This is a genomic window from Azospirillum sp. UENF 112521, assembly GCF_058780665.1.
The window spans coordinates 389,849-402,593 of record NZ_JBSNCI010000009.1; the positions used below are offsets into that span (position 1 = coordinate 389,849).

Annotated in this window: 14 protein-coding genes; 8 read left to right on the forward strand and 6 right to left on the reverse strand. The window is 71.6% G+C overall.

From position 1 onward, the window contains the following. The first annotated feature begins 72 nt into the window (after positions 1–72). Positions 73–996 (forward strand): LysR family transcriptional regulator, encoded by a 924-nt coding sequence (locus tag ACWPN8_RS33380; RefSeq protein ID WP_492243896.1) that lies wholly within the window; start codon positions 73–75, stop codon positions 994–996. 31 nt (positions 997–1,027) lie between these two features. Here ACWPN8_RS33380 and ACWPN8_RS33385 read toward each other — a convergent pair whose 3' ends face one another. Then, positions 1,028–1,456: a VOC family protein gene (locus ACWPN8_RS33385; RefSeq protein WP_492243897.1), complete on the reverse strand. Its 429-nt coding sequence runs from the start codon at positions 1,454–1,456 to the stop codon at positions 1,028–1,030. A gap of 168 nt (positions 1,457–1,624) precedes the next feature. Here ACWPN8_RS33385 and gcvA point away from each other — a divergent pair, with 168 nt between their 5' ends. After that, complete coding sequence (gene gcvA, locus ACWPN8_RS33390) at positions 1,625–2,521, forward strand: transcriptional regulator GcvA (RefSeq protein WP_109451304.1); 897 nt, start codon at positions 1,625–1,627, stop codon at positions 2,519–2,521. 69 nt (positions 2,522–2,590) lie between these two features. Here gcvA and pcp read toward each other — a convergent pair whose 3' ends face one another. From pcp to ACWPN8_RS33415, 5 genes are all read right to left on the reverse strand, one after another. Next, the gene (gene pcp / locus ACWPN8_RS33395) at positions 2,591–3,250 is read right to left on the reverse strand and encodes a pyroglutamyl-peptidase I (RefSeq protein WP_492243898.1); all 660 of its coding nucleotides are present in this window, start codon (positions 3,248–3,250) and stop codon (positions 2,591–2,593) included. Between the two features lie 29 nt (positions 3,251–3,279). Then, positions 3,280–4,707 carry a glycosyltransferase family 9 protein gene (locus ACWPN8_RS33400; protein ID WP_492243899.1) on the reverse strand — a complete coding sequence of 476 codons (1,428 nt, stop codon included), beginning with the start codon at positions 4,705–4,707 and terminating at the stop codon, positions 3,280–3,282. Further along, positions 4,704–4,937: a hypothetical protein gene (locus tag ACWPN8_RS33405; RefSeq protein ID WP_492243900.1), complete on the reverse strand. Its 234-nt coding sequence runs from the start codon at positions 4,935–4,937 to the stop codon at positions 4,704–4,706. Before ACWPN8_RS33405 ends, ACWPN8_RS33400 begins: the two co-directional genes overlap by 4 nt. 113 nt (positions 4,938–5,050) lie before the next feature. Then, a complete protein-coding gene (rpoH, locus tag ACWPN8_RS33410; protein ID WP_109451310.1) occupies positions 5,051–5,932 on the reverse strand; it encodes an RNA polymerase sigma factor RpoH in 882 nt (293 codons plus the stop codon). A 136-nt stretch (positions 5,933–6,068) separates the two neighbouring features. Then, positions 6,069–6,809 carry a helix-turn-helix domain-containing protein gene (locus tag ACWPN8_RS33415; RefSeq protein ID WP_492243901.1) on the reverse strand — a complete coding sequence of 247 codons (741 nt, stop codon included), beginning with the start codon at positions 6,807–6,809 and terminating at the stop codon, positions 6,069–6,071. Positions 6,810–7,012: 203 nt separating this feature from the next. On the opposite strand from ACWPN8_RS33415, the gene ACWPN8_RS33420 reads away from it, so the two are divergent. The 6 genes from ACWPN8_RS33420 to ACWPN8_RS33445 all read left to right on the forward strand — a co-directional run bounded on the left by ACWPN8_RS33420 (position 7,013) and on the right by ACWPN8_RS33445 (position 12,734). Beyond that, the gene (locus ACWPN8_RS33420) at positions 7,013–7,465 is read left to right on the forward strand and encodes a DMT family transporter (RefSeq protein WP_492243902.1); all 453 of its coding nucleotides are present in this window, start codon (positions 7,013–7,015) and stop codon (positions 7,463–7,465) included. Positions 7,466–7,477: 12 nt separating this feature from the next. Continuing rightward, positions 7,478–8,170, forward strand: a complete 693-nt coding sequence (locus ACWPN8_RS33425) for a metallophosphoesterase family protein (protein WP_492243903.1) — start codon at positions 7,478–7,480, stop codon at positions 8,168–8,170. Positions 8,171–8,279: 109 nt separating this feature from the next. Beyond that, positions 8,280–9,044: an ABC transporter permease subunit gene (locus ACWPN8_RS33430; RefSeq protein ID WP_109451316.1), complete on the forward strand. Its 765-nt coding sequence runs from the start codon at positions 8,280–8,282 to the stop codon at positions 9,042–9,044. A gap of 16 nt (positions 9,045–9,060) precedes the next feature. Beyond that, the gene (locus tag ACWPN8_RS33435; RefSeq protein WP_492243904.1) at positions 9,061–9,861 is read left to right on the forward strand and encodes an ABC transporter permease subunit; all 801 of its coding nucleotides are present in this window, start codon (positions 9,061–9,063) and stop codon (positions 9,859–9,861) included. After that, on the forward strand, positions 9,858–11,564 hold the full coding sequence (locus ACWPN8_RS33440) for an ABC transporter ATP-binding protein (protein ID WP_492243905.1): 1,707 nt from the start codon (positions 9,858–9,860) through the stop codon (positions 11,562–11,564). Before ACWPN8_RS33435 ends, ACWPN8_RS33440 begins: the two co-directional genes overlap by 4 nt. Before the next feature lie 96 nt (positions 11,565–11,660). After that, positions 11,661–12,734: a sensor histidine kinase gene (locus ACWPN8_RS33445; protein ID WP_109451322.1), complete on the forward strand. Its 1,074-nt coding sequence runs from the start codon at positions 11,661–11,663 to the stop codon at positions 12,732–12,734. The last annotated feature ends 11 nt before the right edge of the window (positions 12,735–12,745 follow it).

The following is a 12,745-nucleotide window of genomic DNA, read 5'->3' on the forward strand; positions in this document are numbered from 1 at the left end:
AGACGCACAGGATGCAAAGATCGATTGCGTCCGGCGCTATGCATGGGAAGAGCGGCGGGCTATCCTGCGCCGATGCAGGCCATCGATCTGAACCTTCTCCTGCCGCTGGATGCGCTGCTCACCGAACGCAGCGTGACGGGTGCCGCCCGCCGTCTGGGCCTGAGCCCGTCCGCCATGAGCCGGACGCTTGCACGCCTGCGCCGGGTGACGGGCGATCCGCTGCTGGTCCAGGCCGGCCGCGGCCTTGTCCCGACGCCCTATGCCGAGGAGATTGCCGGCCACGTCCATGCACTCTGCCGCGACGTGCAGGCTGTCCTTCAGCCTGCGGCCGGGCGGCTGGACCTCGCGTCGCTCCATCGCACCTTCACCATCCGGGCCGGCGAGGGGTTCGTGGAACTGATGGCTGCGGCGGTGATGGCTGCGGTGGCGGACGCGGCACCGCATGTCCGCCTGCGGTTCGTGCCGAAGCCCGACAAGGAGGCGGAGCCGCTGCGGGACGGGCGGGTCGACCTGGAGATCGGCGTGCTCGGCACCTCGGCGCCGGAGTTGCTGACGCAGCTTCTGTTTCGTGACAGGCTGGTCTGCGTCGCCCGCAGAGGGCATCCGCTGCTGGCGGACGGCGTGGTGACGGCGGACCGCTATGCCGCCTGCGGCCATGTCGCCGCGTCGCGCCGGGGCGAGTTCCATGGACCGGTCGACGACGCTCTGGCGGAGCTGGGCCTCAGCCGCCGCGTGCCGCTGGTCGTCCCGCGCTACCCCGACGCGATGCGGGTCGCCGCCGGGTCGGACCTGATCGCGGCGGTCCCGCGCTCCTGCCTGGGCAACGGGCTGACGGGCGGGTATCCCGGCGGTCAGGGGTTGGACAGCTTTGAACTGCCGGTGCGGACGGCGGATTTCGCCATCTCCGCCATCTGGCATCCGCGCCTCCAGGCCGACCCGGCCCACCGCTGGCTCCGCGAGACCATCGCCGCGGTGTGCCGGCGGGCCTATCCGTGAGGACGGCCCGCGGCCCGTGCTCTCCGACCGGTTACTTCGCGAACAGCTTCGACATGTCGGCGAAGGCCTTGAATTCCAGCGCGTTGCCGGCGGGATCGAGGAAGAACATGGTGGACTGTTCGCCGACCTGACCCTTGAAGCGGGTGTAGGGCTCGATCACGAACTTGACGCCGGCGGCCTTCAGCTTCTCGGCGAAGGCGTCCCAGTCGGCGGGTTGCAGCACGACGCCGAAATGCGGGACCGGCACGTCGTGGCCGTCCACCGGGTTGTGGTGGGCTGGGGCGGCGCCGGGGTCGCGCGGCTTCAGGTGGGCGACGATCTGGTGGCCGAACAGGTCGAAGTCGATCCACTCGTCGCTGCTGCGTCCCTCCGGGCAGCCCAGGACGGTGCCGTAGAAATGGCGGGCGGCGGCCAGATCGTCGACCGGGAAGGCGATGTGGAAGGGCGTCAGCGTCGTCATCGGAGGGTTGGCCTTTCAGGACCGGGTGGCGGTGAGCTGCCTGGGTGGCTGCCAAGGGCGGTTGCCAGTAGCGGCTGTTGGTGCCCCCAGCAGAGCGTATCCCCGCACACTTGACAAACGAGTTCTCAGGCAGAGATTTATGAGTTCAACTCATGATTCGGATTGCCCATGCCCGACCGCGCTTCCGGACGCCATTTGCCGTCGCTCAATGCCGTTCGCAGCTTCGTCGCGGTGGCCCGCCATCTCAGCTTCACCCGGGCGGCGGACGAGCTGGCGGTGACCCAGGGCGCGGTCAGCCGCATGATGCAGACCCTCCAGGCCGATCTGGGGGTCGAGCTGATCCGCCGTGTCGGCCGCGGCATCGAGCTGACGCCGACCGGGGCGGCCTTCTATGGCGAGGCGTCGGCGGCGCTCGACCGCATCGCCGCGGCGGCGCGGGCGGCCCGCGCGCAGGAGGGCGGGGTGCTGCGGGTCAGCGCGCTGCCGACCCTGACGCAGCGCTGGCTGATCCCGCGGCTGAAGGGCTTCCAGGCGGAGAACCCCGACATCCAGGTCGAGGTCAGCGTCGGCGAGCACCGTGTCGATTTCGCCAAGGAGCGCATCGACGTCGCCATCCGCTATGGCGTGGAGGAATGGCCAGGAGCCGAGATCGCGACCCTGATGCCGGAGACGATGGGCGTCTTCTGCGCGCCGTCGCTGCTGGAGCAGGGGCCGCCGTTGAGCCATCCCGCCGATCTGGCGCAGCACCGGCTGTTGCAGCACACCACCCGGCCCGATTCCTGGCGCGTCTATCTCGCCGCCTTCGGCCTGCCGCTGCCCGAGGCGGCGCTGTCGCTGGCCTTCGAGCATTTCTTCATGATCATCGAAGCGGCGTCGGCGGGCATGGGGGTGGCCCTGCTGCCGGTCTTCCTGGTCGGGGACGATGTAGCGTCGGGGCGGCTGGTCCAGCCCTTCACCGAGACGCTGCGGCCGCGCGGCCGCTACCTGATCGCCCACGCGCCGGGCGCCGAGCGGGCGCGCCGGGTGCGCCGCTTCAAAGAGTGGCTGCTGACCGAGGTGGCGTAGAGTGCGATTGCTTCAGACGGTATCGTCTGAAGCGTGAACCGGACGGAAAACCGAAAAACTGGCGTCCGGCTATTCCAGCGTGCCGGCCGCCTCATGCCGGTCCTCGCCGGTCGCCAGCAGGGTATCCACGGCGATGCGCAGGCCGGCGACAACCTGCTCGACCGCCATCGACGGGGCTCCCGGGTGGCGAACCGCCTGCTCCGGCGCGAGCGGGATGTGCAGGAAGCCGACGCGCAAGCTCGGCCGCCGCACCGCCCGCAGGTGGCAGGCGCCATAGAACAAGTGGTTGCAGACGAAGCTGCCGGCGCTGTGCGACAGGGCGGCGGGGATGCCGGCCTCGCGCAGGGCGGCGGCGATGGCTTTGACCGGCAGGCTGGTGAAATAGGCCGCTGGGCCGCCCGCCGCGACCGGCGCATCGACCGGCCGATTGCCGGCATTGTCGGGGATGCGGGCGTCGTCGAGGTTGACCGCCACCCGCTCCAGCGAAAGCTCCGCCCGGCTCTGTGCCTGCCCGACGGCGAGCAGGGCCACCGGGTCGGTTTCCGCCACCGCGCGGTCCAGCGCGTCGAGCGCCGCGCCGAACACGCAGGGCATCAGCCGGGCGGCGACACGGTGGCCGCGGCACTCCCAGCCGTCCAACTGCCGCACCGCCTGCCAGGACGGGTTGACGGGCTCGCCGCCGAACGGCTTGAAGCCGGTGAGCAGAACGGTGGGCAGGACGGTCGGCATCGCAGAGTCCTTACGAAATTTCATCGTGCTCAAGCCGGACCGCGATGATGGCGGGGGAGCCGCGCCGCGCGCAACAGCTCTTCGCGCACCCGCGCCACCACCGGCGCCCAATCGCCGGGGCGCTGCTGGCGGAACAGGCGGAGCGTCGGGTACCAGGGGCTGTCATCGCGGTCGAGCAGCCAGCGCCAGCAGCCGCTGAAGCGCGACAGCACCCACACCGGCACGCCCAGCGCCCCGGCGAGATGGACGACGGCGGTGTCCACCCCGATCACGAGGTCGAGCTGCCGGACGATGGCCGCGGTGTCGGCGAAGTCGGTGACGCCGGACATCGGGTCGAAGAGCGTGGGCCCGTCCAGCTGAGCCGCCGCCGGTCCCTTTTGCAGGCTGACCCAGGACACGCCCGGCATCGTCAGCAGCGGCGCAAGCTGCGCAAGGGTAACGCTGCGGCGGGCGGCGGTCCGGCTGGCGGCGGCATGGCCCAGCCGCGGGTCGCCGGCCCAGACCAGCCCGACCCGCAAATCCTCCGTCTCCGGCAGGGCTCCTATCCAATGCCGGACGGCATCCGGCGGGGGCGTGAGATAGGGCACCTCCGCCGGAATGCGGTCGGGCGGCACCGCCAGCCGCTGCATCAGCGACAGCAGCGGCACCCAGAGATCGTAGGCGTTGGGAGCGGGCAGGGCGGCGGTCACCGCATCGACGCCCTCCATGCCGGCCAGCAGCCGGACCAGCGGCGCCCTGCATTGCAGGACGATCCGCCGCGCGCCGCGCGCCTTCACCAGCGGGATCAGGCGGATGAAGTGCAGTGTGTCGCCGAAGCCCTGTTCCTCCACCACCAGCAGGGTCTTGCCGGCGATGTCCTGGCCCACCCATTCGGGGTTGGCCCATTTGGGGTTGGTGCAGGCAGGCTTGGTCAGCGCCAGTTCCCGTGCCTGCCAGCGCGCCTCGTATGCCTGCCAGCCTTCCGCGAAGAGCCCATGCTGGAGCAGCGCCTCGGCCAGATTGTAGCGCACGCTCGGCATTGCCGGGGCGAGGGCAGCCGCACGGCGCAGCAGGGCCAGCGCGCCGCGATGGTCGCCGCAATCCTGCCCGGCATGGGCCATCGCCAGATAGGGGGTGTAGAGGCCGGGGGCCAGCGCGATGGCCCGGCGGCAGGCGTCGATGGCGGCCAGTGGATGGTCGGCCTCCTGCAGGATCGCGCCGAGGTTGGCATAGGCCTCGGCCATGTCGGGGCGGCGGACCAGCGCCTCGATGCAGGACGACACCGCCTCGTCCGCCCGGCCGAGCCGGCGCAGGGCCGCGCCGCGGTTGACATAGGCTTGCGCCGCCTGCGCGGAAGGCAGACGCGGGTCGCCCAGCAGCCGGTCATAGACCGCCAGCGCCTGCGCCCAGCATCCGGCCCGGTGCAGGCGCAGCGCCATGCCGAAACCGGTTTCGACGCCGGATCGGGCGGCACTCATCGGCGCGGAACGCCGAGAGCCCCCAGGAGATGCGGCGGGATGCTGCCATGGTCGGCGATGACGTTGGCGTCGTCCGCCGACAGGCCGAGATGGATCAGGCGGTTGATGACCTGCCAGCGGCCGATCCTGTTGCTCTCATACAGGGCCAGCGCGTCCTTGATGACCTCGATCGCCGAGGTCCGGGGGATGGATGTCCGGGGGATGGTTTTCGACGAATTGGTTTTCGACATGGGCCGCCTCCACGAGGCCGGCGGAAACCGCCGGCGCTGATGGAGGGGTTACACGGCGCAGCCCGCTGAAGCTGGCGCGGAATCCGCAAGCCGATGTCAGACCGGGCCCAGGATCAGGCCGCGACGGCCGCCGCCAGGACACGGGTCTGGCGGGCGACCTTCTCAAAGGCCTTTTCCTCGATCTGGCGGATGCGCTCGCGGCTGACGCCGTAGCGGACCGACAAATCCTCCAGGGTCAGCGGGCTGTCGGACAGACGGCGGCTGGTCAGGATGTCGCGCTCGCGGTCGTTCAGCACGGCCATCGCCTCGTGCAGCAGGGCGCTGCGCTGGCGGGCCTCGCCGCGTTCGACCAGCGATTCCTCCACCGACGGACGCTCGTCGGCCAGCAGATCCTGCCATTCGCCCGAATCGCCGTCGGCGCTCATCGGCGCGTTCAGCGAGGCCACCGGCCCCGACATGCGGCGGTTCATGGCGACCACGTCCTCTTCCGGCACGGAAAGGTCGGTGGCGATGCTGGTGACGCTGTCGGGCTGCAGGTCGCCGCTGCCATATTCGCCCAGCTTCCGCTTCAGGCGGCCCAGGCTGAAGAACAGCTTCTTCTGCGCGGCGGTGGTGCCGATCTTCACGAGGCTCCAGGACCGCAGGATGTAATCCTGGATCGAAGCCTTGATCCACCACATCGCGTAGGTGGACAGGCGGAAGCCGCGTTCGGGCTCGAATTTCTTGACGGCGGTCATCAGGCCGAGATTGCCCTCGGCGATCAGGTCGGACAGCGGCAGGCCGTAGCCGCGGTAACCGCCGGCGATCTTGACGACGAGACGGAGGTGGCTGGTGACCAGCTTGTGCGCCGCATCGACATCGCCATGCTCGGTCCAGGCCTTGGCCAGCATGTATTCGTCCTCGGCCGTCAGGACCGGGTAACGGTGCGTGTCGTTGATGTAGCGGGACAGCGATTCGCCGGAATCGGGCGAACGGAGGGCGATGGCGGTGCTCATGTCACATCCTCGTGCAAAGCGATATGACGGGTTCAGGACCCCCTATCGGCGGGCCCAGGCCTCTCCGGCGGAGCAGGCAGGCATATAGTACAAAACTGGTGCTGTAAGTCAAGCGCGGCGGTCGGGTATAGGAGGCTCAGGGGGCCGGCGGCAGGTTCCGGCGGTACTGGCCCGGCGTGACGCCGAAGGCGCGCCGGAAACAGCGGCCGAGATGGCTTTGATCGGAAAAGCCGGCTTCGGCCGCCACGGCGGCGACCGGGTCTCCGGCGCGCAGCAGGCGCCGCGCCTCGTTCAATCGTTCGGACAGCCGGAAGAGCTGCGGCGCGACACCATGCTGCCTGCGGAACCTGCGCGAGAAACCTTCGCGGCTCATCCCGGCGAGGCGGGCGCCCTCGCCGACCGTTTCCCAGGAGGGAGTCATCGCCTCCACCCGTTGCGCCGGCATGCCGGCCTCGCACCGGTGAGTCCCGATCATCGCCGCCAGATCGGGCCAGTCGATGCTCCCCTGCCGCCACCGCAGGGCCATCCCGGCAAACAGGGCGGCGGCGTCGCAGGCCGCGGGCGGGGTGTAGATGTTGATGCAGAAGACATCGGCCGGTTCGGAAAGCGAGCTGTGCGGCGTTCCGGCCGGAATTCTCACCCCCCGGCCCGGTGCGACATCGACCGGCATGTCCCCGATCAGGAAGCGCCGGCGGCCCGACAGGACGAAGGTCAGCTGGTCCTCGTCATGGAAATGCACCGGCAGCGAGACGTCCTGTCCGCACACGACGCCGAGTTCGACGATGTCGCGGCTGAGCGGCCGCCAATAGTTCCAGGCACCGCCTTTGCCCATGCCGCCGTTGCCCATGTCGCTGGGAAGCTGAAACGATGCCGTCATGACGAACCACCCCGCTTCCGGCCGTAGCCCTTTCGGAAAATCGACGGTCGCGCAACCATAATCAAACTCCGGTTGCATGGGCAAGGCCGCGGCCCGGTCACATGCGTTCCAGACGGCGGAGGTCATGCGCTGCTATCCATCCTCCGGGACGCGCCGCATGGAAAACCCTCCATGCCGGCCGGCATGTTTTCGGGGAGTACGGCATGACCGCCGCCTTGTCCGCCTTTTCCTATCTTCTCGTCGTCGGCGCCGGCGTGAGCGTCGCTTTGCAGCAGGTGCTGAACGCAAACCTGCGGGCCGAGCTCGGGTCGCCCTGGTGGGCGGGCTTCGTCAGCTACCTCGTCGGCATGCTGGCGATGCTGGCGGTGGCGCTGACATCCTCCGGCCCCCGGCTCACCGACCAGCTGGCCGGACCGACGTCGTGGCTGTCCTGGACGGGGGGTCTTTTCGGCGCGCTGTTCATCGGGACCGCCATCCTGATGGTTCCCCGCCTCGGTGCCGCGACCGTGCTCGCTTTGATCGTCGTCGGCCAGATGCTCGGCTCGCTTGCCTTCGACCATTTCGGCCTGTTCGGGCTTCCCCACCATCCGGTGAGCCTCACCCGGCTGGCCGGTGCGGCGTCCCTGCTGCTGGGCGTCGTCCTGATCCGCGCCTGACACCGGGAGGCCATGGTGAAGCTGGTCATCATATCCGACATCCACGGCAACCACGACGCCTTGCGCGCCCTGCCCGAGGCGTATGACGAACTCTGGGTGCTGGGCGACCTCGTCAATTACGGGCCGCAACCGAACGAGGTGGTCACCGACATCATGGAGAAGGCGTCGCTGGCGATCCAGGGAAACCACGACCATGCGGTGGCGCACGGCGACAACTCGCGCTGGAGCGCGCGCTATCGGCCGTTGGCCGAAGCGACCAGACGCTACACGTCCTCCGCCCTCGGCGACGCGCAGAAGGCCTATCTGCGCGGGCTTCCGCAGCAGGCGCAGGCCGAGCGCGACGGCCTCCGGTTCCACCTGACGCACGCGATGCCGTCGGATCCGCTCTATGGCCGGCACCCCGGCGATGCCGCCGGGTGGGAAAGGGAACTTGACGGAGTGCGGGCCGATGTCCTCGTCGTCGGGCATACCCATGTGCCGATGCTGCGCAGGATCGGCGACAGGGTGGTGCTCAATCCGGGAAGCCTCGGCCAGCCCCGCAACGGCACGACGCTGGCAAGCTACGCCGTCTGCGAGGACGGTCGTTTCGCACTCAAATCCTTTCGCTATCCGGTCCAGGCGACGATTGCGAAGCTCAAAAGCCTTGGCTTTCCGCATCCTGTCGAACGCGAACTGGTCGCCATTCTCGAAACCGGTTCGGTCTGATCGGACGCGGTCGCCCTCCGACGCTAATTCTGTTGCCCGGCGGGGGAGGGGCGCTTACGGTCGCATGTCGCCCCACATATGGTCTTTCCCCACCGGTCCCCCTGCCCAGATGCCGCGTCCCGTGATCCGCCGCCTGATCGATGCCGTGCCGACCGCCGTCCTGCCGATGCTGGCGGGGGTCGGGCTGTCGGCGCTGGTGGCGCCGCAGCCGGATGCCGCCATGGCGCTGCTGCGCGGGCTGGTGGTGACGCTTCTGCTGACGCTGCCGTCGCTGGCGGTCGGAACCGCGCTGGGCACGCTCGCCGGATCCTGGGCCGCGGTCGCGCCGCGGTCGGCCGGCGGGCTGGTCGGCCGGCTGCTGTCCGGCGCCGGGCCGCTGCTGCCGGGCTTCCTGCTGGCTGCGGCTGCGGCTCTGGCTGTGCGGGCCGGGGCGTCGGCGGCGCCGCTGGGCTGGACCGCCCTGTCGATTCCCGCCGCCTGCCAGGCCGCCCGGCTGGCGCGCCCGGCGATGGGCCGCGCCCTGGGCTCGGGGCCGGAGGGTGGGGCGGTGCGGATGGCCCGCGGGCTGGGGCTGGATGAGCGCACCGTGCTGCGCCACCACGCCCTGCCGCAGGCGGTCGCCCCGGTGATGGGAGGCTTGCGCGCTGCTGTGCTGGCGGCGATGGTCGGTGCGGTGGCGCTGGAAAGCCTGCTGGACCTGCCGGGGGCGGGGGCGCTGATGGTCGATGCCGCCCGCGCCGGATCGGCCGCCGGGGCGGTGCCGGTCCTGGTGGCGCTGGGCGGGCTGACCGCCCTGCTGAACGCGCTGGGCCTCGGGGTGCGCGACTGGATCGACCCGGCCAACCACAGCTCCACGCCCTACGACGGGGCGTGACCGAAAAAGGACGCCGATGGCCGAGTACGACCAACCGCCGCTTTCCCATCCGGTTCCGCCGGACACCCCGCGTGCCGGCTTTGCCCGCGGGCTGTCGGGTGCCGCCATCCTCGCCGCCCTGGCGCTCGCCTGCGCCGCAGCACCGCTGATGGCCGACGGCAGCGCTGTGCACCGGCTGGACGCCGACCCGGTCGCCGCGGCGCTGCTCGACGGGCGGGGCAGCCTGTCCTTCGCGCTGCTCGCCGCGGTGCTGGGCGGGCTGCTGGGCATCGGCTGGGCGCTGCTGGCCGGGATGCTCGGCACGCTGACCGGCAGCCGGGCTGAGCGGCGCACCATCGCCGCCGCCCAGCGGATGGCCGGCTGGCCGCTCGCCCTGCTGGTTCCGCTTGCCGGCGGGCTGATGGGACCGGTCTGGCTGCTGGCGCTGGTCACCGCGCTGACGGCAGCCCCCGCGGTCGCGGCGCTCGCCCATGCCGAGCTGTCGGGCCTGATGCGGGCGGAGTTCCTGACCGCCGCCCGCGCCGCCGGCCTGGCGGAAGGCGAGGTTGTGCGCCGGCACCTGATCCCCAACCTGACACGCCCGCTGCTGGCCGCCGGGGTGCTGGCCCTGCCGCGGGTCCTGGCGGCGGAGAGTTTCGCCAGCCTGCTCGGCCTCGGCCTGCCGCCGGCCCTGGGCAGCTGGGGCGCTTCGGTCGGGCTGGCGGCACGGCTGGGCGACCCGGTGGCCTTCGTCCCGCCGGCCCTGCTGCTGGCGCTCGCCCTCTGGGCCGCCTGCGCCATCGCCGACGGCATGGCGGCCGGACACCGCAAGCCATGACCGATGCATCCGTCCTTGGGGCCACGAAGCCCGCGCCGGTCGAAACCGAGGCGCTGACCCTCATGCTGGGTGACCGCGTCCTGCTCGACCGCGCCACCCTGCGGGTGGAGCGCGGGCAGGTTCTGGCCATCACCGGCGGCGCCGGCAGCGGCAAGACCGCCCTGCTGGGGGCGCTCGCCGGCCGGTTGCCGGCCGGTGTCGACATGGCGGGGAGCGCCCGCATCGACGGGCATCTGCTGATCGCCCAGGGCGGCCGGCTGGCGCCGCGCCGGCCGCTGGCCCTGCAGGTGGCGGAGGTGGTCGGCCACCATCTGGGGCTCGACCTGCGGTCGTCGCTGCGCCGCATGGCCGACGGGCTGGACCGCATGGGCGTTCCCGCCGCAGCCCGGCGTTTCGACCTGCCGCCGGAACAGCTGCCGGAACAGCTGCGCTGGGCCTGCCTGTTCGCCATGGCGGTGGCGGTGGGGCCGGCGGTGCTGCTGGCCGACGCGCCGGCCGCCGGGCTGGACCCGACGGTGCGGCTGCGGCTTCTCCATCGGTTGGCCGACTGGGCGCGGGCCGACGGGGTGGCGCTGGTCCTGGCCGGACGGCCGGAGGACGGGCTGGCCGGTCCGGCCGACCGGGTGCTGGCGCTGCGCCGCGCCCGTCTGCTGCCGCCCAGCCCGGCAAGAACCGAACCGCTGGCGCCGCTGGAGCAGCCAGGAGCCGCCCGCCTGCATGCCCGCGGTGTCGGCATGTCCTATCCGCTCGCCCCCGGCCCGCGGGGGGAGGCGCGGTCGCTGGCGGTGCTGCACGGCATCGACCTGGATGTGCGCACGGGCGAGACGCTGGCCCTGCTGGGCGAGACCGGCAGCGCCAAGGCGACGCTCGCCCGCTCGCTGCTGTGCCTGCCGCCGCCGACGGCGGGTGCGGTGGTGTGGATGGGCCGCGACCTGATGGCGGCCTCCGCGCCGCCGGCTGCGGCTGACGGCAGGGGCGACGACCCCGACCGCGGTGGATTGCGCCGTGCCCGGCGCGACCTGCAACCGCTGTTCCCCGACCCGGCCGCCTCCTTCGACCCGGCGATGACGCTCGGCGCCCAGTTCGGCCTCGTGCTGGAGAGCCTGCGTCCGGACATCGCCGCCGACCGCCGCGACCACCGCATCGACGAGGCGCTGGAGGAGGCCGGCCTGCGTCCGGAAGCGGCGCTCCGCTGGCCGTCGGCGCTGAGCGTCGCGGAGGCCGCCCATGCCGGCCTTGCCCGCGCCATCCTGTCGGAGCCGCGCGTGCTGATCGCCGACGAGCCGGCATCCAGCCTGTCGGCGGAGGAGCGCGAAACCTTCCTCGACACGCTGATGGCGGTGCGCGACCGCCGCCGGCTGTCGCTGGTCCTGGCGACCGAGCGGTATGACGAAGGGCTGCGCGATGCCCATCGCGGTATCGTGATGCTGGCCGGGCGCGTGGTGGAGAGTGCGGACGCCGGAACGCTGCGGACGGCGCCGCTGCACCCCTACAGCCGGGCGATGCTGGCGGCAGCGCAGGGCGAACGCCCGGCGCTGGAGGGCGATGCGCCGTCGGCCTTCGCCCAGCCGGCCGGCTGTCCGCTGCGCCGCCGCTGCCCGCTGGCGCGGGAGTTCTGCGCCCAGGCCGTTCCGACGCTGGAGGAGGTGGCGCCCGGCCACCATATGGCCTGCCATTACTGGGACACGCCGACGGACGGGTGAGCGGGATCGACTCAACGACTGGCTGTTTTCATGCCATTGTGTTATCCTTTCAGGACGCAAGTTTCCTCATCCTGAACGCCTGCCGCCGGGGAGCCGATGCCGTCCCTGTCCATCGCCATGCCCGATCTGAACCGTCTGCCGGCACTGGAGCTGCTGGCCGGGCTCGCCACGCCGCTGTGGCTGGCGCGGGCGGAGGATGGCGGCGTGGTCTGGCTGAACGGAACCGCCCACGCGCTGCTCGACCCGGATGCGGCGGGCGGCAGCCTGCGGATCGAGCCGGCCGGACCCGGAACGACGGCCACCGAGGCAGCGGTGACCATCCGCGGAGCCGGCGGCCCGCCGCTCGCGCTGACTGCCCGCATCGTGCCTGTGCCGGACTGCGACCTGATCCTGCTGGAGGGGGCGGTCGACAGTGCCGGCCTGAAGGCCCAGGCGCTGGAACTGGCCGCGGCCAACCGCCGCAAGTCCGAATATGTCCATCACCTGAGCCACGAGCTGCGCACGCCGCTGACCGCCGTCATCGGCTTCGCCGAGATGCTGCGCGACCGGCTGCTGGGACCGCCCGACAGCCCGCGCTATGGCGAGGCGGCGGCCCAGATCGTCGCCGCCGGCGACTATATGCTGGAGTTGATCAACAACCTGCTCGACCTTGCCCGCATCGAGGCCGGCCGGCTGGACCTGCATGAGGAGGAGTGCCCGCCGGCCCTGATCGTCGACGTCACCCTGTCGATGATGGCGGGCCGGGCGGAGCGGTCGGGCGTGACCCTGTCCGCCTGCCTGCCGGCCGATCTGCCGCTGCTGCGGGCCGATCCGTCGCTGGTCCGGCAGATGCTGACCAATCTCGTCGGCAACGCGCTGAAATTCACCGCTGCCGGGGGCCATGTGACGGTGTCGGCGGAGCATGAGGCGGATGGCGGTCTGGTCCTGACGGTCGCCGACGACGGCCGCGGCATGCCGCCCGACCGCATTCCGCAGGCGCTGACCGCCTTTGCACAGCTCCACGACCCTGCCCATGATCCGATGACGGTGGCCCAGCATGGGTCCGGCCTCGGCCTGCCGCTGACCGCCGCCCTGGTGGAGCTGCATGGCGGCAGCATCGCCGTCGACAGCGCACCGGGGCACGGCACGACGGTGCGGCTGCGCTTTCCGCCGGAGCGGGTGGTGGGGTAGGCGGAGTCGGC